Source organism: Bartonella sp. AC62GZZY, assembly GCF_042196525.1.
Classification (GTDB): Bacteria; Pseudomonadota; Alphaproteobacteria; order Rhizobiales; family Rhizobiaceae; genus Bartonella.
Window position 1 is genome coordinate 1 of the sequence record NZ_JBHIQN010000037.1, and the last position, 4,262, is coordinate 4,262.

At 41.4% G+C, this 4,262-nt stretch carries 3 protein-coding genes and 2 pseudogenes; all 5 read right to left on the reverse strand.

The features are described from left to right. Positions 1–303: 303 nt before the first annotated feature. A complete protein-coding gene (locus ACFIML_RS08855) occupies positions 304–711 on the reverse strand; it encodes a hypothetical protein (RefSeq protein WP_375607619.1) in 408 nt (135 codons plus the stop codon). After that, positions 708–2,828, reverse strand: a pseudogene (locus tag ACFIML_RS08860) (hemagglutinin repeat-containing protein); the annotation flags it as partial. The pseudogene ACFIML_RS08860 and the gene ACFIML_RS08855, both read right to left, overlap by 4 nt. Before the next feature lie 151 nt (positions 2,829–2,979). Then, entirely contained in the window at positions 2,980–3,456 is a 477-nt protein-coding gene (locus tag ACFIML_RS08865) for a hypothetical protein (RefSeq protein ID WP_375607640.1), read from the reverse strand. Positions 3,457–3,630: 174 nt separating this feature from the next. After that, entirely contained in the window at positions 3,631–4,038 is a 408-nt protein-coding gene (locus tag ACFIML_RS08870) for a hypothetical protein (protein WP_375687972.1), read from the reverse strand. 20 nt (positions 4,039–4,058) lie between these two features. After that, positions 4,059–4,262: pseudogene (locus ACFIML_RS08875) on the reverse strand (filamentous hemagglutinin); the annotation flags it as partial.

Here is a 4,262-nt window from a genome sequence, read left to right on the forward strand (position 1 = left end):
CGGTACTCCACATTCTAAAAGTATTTTATTTCTCCATAATGCTGGAGAAAGTGAGGGAATTGAGTTAACACATCCAGCTGTAGTTAAGAGAGCTATACAATTCAATAGTTTTAAGATTTTTTTCATTTTCCCCTCTTTCAATGGATTTATTTACAATAAAAAGGCTCTAAAGCCTGTTGATATTTTCTGTCACCGCTGCTTAAAAAAACGTTGAACAATATTGAAATGGTTGCTTGAGGAAACAATCCCGCACAGGCATGTAAAAACGTGAGTGTGGGGATTGTCGGTCATCACAAACAAAACTTAAGGTTTGCATTCAGATGCGTTTTTATACCTTTTACAAAAAGGGCTGTTTAAGCGCTTTTCGACACTTCTCTGTGGGATGACAGCACCAGGCTGACAAATGGGGAGGTTTTCCTCTTTAAAAGTATAACACGGACTCCCTCCCCCTTTATAACGGAATCCTGCTTGAATCATACATGTATAAGTTGTTGCTTTTGCATTGATGCTCTGCTTTCTATTTTCTGAATCAGGATCGATAAGACTCGGCATTCCACATTCTAATAAGGCTTTTCCTACCTCAGTAGAATCCGCACCTGACTTCTCCCACATACTCACGTACCCTGGAGCAGGTTTGTCAATGTTTTCAATGTCACATCCAGTAACCGTTAACAAAATGAGCAGGCTTAATAAATTAAAAAACATTTTCATTTTTTGTTCCCTGTTCTCGTTGAATAAAGTTTGTTAAAACTAAATGAACCATAATTAATTTGACACTCACGACTCGCATCAGCATAACAATTATGGGGGCTCGGGTTAAGGCCCCAGACCGCTCTCCCCATCTCTCTGAGAGGATTAGTTGCTATAGTAAATAAACTGTTTGCTGCAAATATCGTCATATAAAAAGGATTTTTTATACCTTTCTCCAAAAGTGAAAAATCTAGATTTAAAGGTGCCTTATAAGCCGTAGGCCAATTGTAACCAATCACTGTACTAATGGGATCTAACATATGACCTTGTGTGTAGATATAATTTTTTTCGCCATCGCTTAGATAATCTACTGTATTGGCCATCGATTGCATGTGAGCAGCCGCTCCAACAAGATAGAAGTCTGTTTTCTTGGCTACACCGTGGATACCATGTTCTTGCAAGTCATTTGCTCCATTGCTTACTGTTATGGTACCACGGCTATGCCCACCAACAATAGCATTGTCATTGCCATAACGATAGATAAAATCTTGAAACTTTTTGGTTGAATTGGTCAACCCCCAAGAGCCCCCTTCAAAAAACTTTTGATAAAATGCTACCCCTAATTCTACCAGCACATCGTCAGCTTGGGGAAAGTATGTAAAATAAAGGGGACCATTTTTATTAACAGCCAATTGGACAGCATTACCCGCAGCATCATCTGGTGAATTAAAAATGCCATTGTAGAACATATAAACAGCACCATTAGGGCCTTTTTGTAAATGCTTTTCTTCCTCTGGCTTTAAAAAGTGATACAGAGTAATATATTTTCCATCATTGCCTTTTATAGGTTCTCCATTTTCATCGGTTAAATAGAGGACATTGCCATTTTCATCATGCGCAACCTCACCTACTGGGTGCTCTTTAACATTTGTGATTTTATAAATTTTATCAAGGTATCCCAATCCTTCATCCGATAAATCATTGCTCATATCTAGGCGATTATGCACTGCTCCTTCAAGCGGTGCGACATCTAGCTGTTCTACTGCTTGGTGTGCTGCTGCGGTGTTGCGGTTGAGAGAGCCAATGATTTGTCCAGCATCTTGCCCCATCGCCCTCTGTCCAGTTATATCAGTAAGAATGATACTCCCATCACTGATAGCAGATTTGGTTTCCCCTTCTGCTCCATCCTTGGCTTTGCCGTGATTTAAAACATTCTTGGCAATGTTCTTTATCGTGTCATTCCCAGAAAGGCTAAACCCATGGCTGCTGGCTTTAGCATGCGCACTGTTGCTGATATCACTGGTGCTAATGCTTCCTGTGGTCAGGCTGTTTTTATCTGCCGGCGCGGTGCTTTCAATAATACCTCCGGTCAGCGTTGTTTTGTCTTTAACAATGATATTAAAGCCGCCATCACCAGCTTTGATGCCTGATTGCTCCACAACACTATGATAATCACTAGAGGATTTATCCTTTTGGAAAGAGGCGCTCATGGAGCCCCCACCACCCGTTTGTCCAGCACCAAACCCAACAGAAACAGAGTTTTGCTTGCTGGAAGTTTGTCCCGTATCACTGCGGCTGATAATGGCAAAATCACCCCCTACTTCCATTTCTACACGCTCTCCAGAAACCACGGCGCCTGCCAGTGTGGTGTTTGCCCCACTCGTGGTATGAACAGTGCCGGTGCCTATAATATGGCTGTTTTTGTGTTGAACTTCCTCACTGGAACCTTCCCCTTGACTAAAAGCAGCACTGCCCGTTGCACCTGCGCCACCCGTGCCATAACCGGTGCCAACACTCATTGAAGAACTTTCACTGCTGTTTTGTGTGCTTTGCGTGTTTTGCGCACTTTCAAAGGTGAGATCTTCACCTGCTTCCATGGTGATATTTCCGCTCTGTGCATCATTTTCCAGCACATAGATTGGATTGGTACCAGCGATAATATCAGCGCCAACACCATGGATGCTGCCTTTGTGGGCTTGCATATTAACAGCGCGTCCGCCTTCTATGCTATCTGTCACCGCTGTGGAGACTTGAGAAGAGGCTTCTGTTTTCTCAGTTTTAAAGCCCACGGTTACACTGCCAGATGCGCCAGCCTCGGTTAAACCGCTTAACGTATCCAGTGGATTGCCCCACGACTTTGGCTTCAAAATGCGCATCCCCCGTAATGGAACCCTCACCTGCCTTATTGTAGATTATCTTAACCACCAAATTTAAAAGGCTCTCTGCGTGGATGAAGAAGTAGACGGCTTTGATCCCCTACTTCATTCATGATTTTATCTAACGACCTTTTTAACGATGGGGAGGACGCTTTGGTGATCGCTTTTGTAAAGCTTTTTGCTTTTGCTGACGTTTTCTTTCATCCTCAAAATGCGTTAGTAAAGCGCGTTCCTGTTTCGTTTTATTGGTCACACCAAAGGTGTCATTGTCCATAAACTGCTGATATCCTGCTATCATTAAATTGCTTAAGAATGAGCCACTTTTTGGAGGTTGTGTAAAATAGATCCCTTTTGAATCTTGCAATTTATACCGGAAACCTGCTTTTTTCATGCACTCATAAACTGAGGCAAATTCACTCGCATACGAATTCATATCGTCAGGAGAAGCATAAACCGGTTTCCAACCACATTTTGACAAGGATTGTTGGATCATCGCTTTATCGACACCTGGTTTTTCCCATAATGCTAAAGTTGATGGAGGAGGTTGGTTAACACATCCAGCTGTAGTTAAGAGAGCTATGCAGCTCAATAGTTTTAAGATTTTTTTCATTTTCCCCTCTTTCAATGGATTTATTTACAATAAAAAGGCTCTAAAGCCTGTTGATATTTTATCTCCGTTTTTCAAGACAGTTCTGGACTGAGTTGAGATGGTAAATTGAGAAAACAATCCCGCCATTCCAAGTAAAGGCAAGGATGGCAGATTGTTGATCATCACAAGAAAGACTTAAGGTTTGCATTCAGGTGCATTTTTATATTTTTTACAAAACGGGCTGTTTAAGCGCTTCTTGACACTGCGCTGTGGAACAACAGCGCCTGGACGACAAGCCGGAAGATTCTTTCCTTGAAAATTCTCACACCACGTTCCTGCCTCTGTATCTTTATAGCGGAATCCTGATTGAACCATACAAGAATCAATGAACGCCTTTTTATTTAAACTTAACTTTCTATTTTCTGGATCCTTATCATAAGGGGTTGGCATGCCACATTCTAACAATGCTTTTCCTATCTCAGTAAAATCAGTAACACCATTTTTCTCCCACGCGCTCAAATACCCTCCAGGAGTTTTATTAAACTGACATCCTGCAATACCTAATAAAGTTACAGCACCTAATAATTTTAGAGTTTGTTTCATTTTTTCCTCCATGATTTAATTCAAGGTTTTTGTTTTAAATGAGATGAGCCATACCTTTTTTGGCATTTTTGACCCGCATCTCCAAGGCAAGTATGGGAGCTTATGGGATTCATGATCACTCTCCACCATTCTTTCCACATGTTACTACCAGTAGGTATTGTCTCGTAAGTATAGCCATTGCCGCCAATAATTCTGCTGACAAAGTCATATCTATTCCCATCAAA

Bases quoted from the DNA above. Each gene is read 5' to 3' on its own strand.
- ACFIML_RS08865 (WP_375607640.1), bottom strand. From the start codon at position 3,456: ATGAAAAAAATCTTAAAACTATTGAGCTGCATAGCTCTCTTAACTACA.
- ACFIML_RS08855 (WP_375607619.1), bottom strand. From the start codon at position 711: ATGAAAATGTTTTTTAATTTATTAAGCCTGCTCATTTTGTTAACGGTT.
- ACFIML_RS08870 (WP_375687972.1), bottom strand. From the start codon at position 4,038: ATGAAACAAACTCTAAAATTATTAGGTGCTGTAACTTTATTAGGTATT.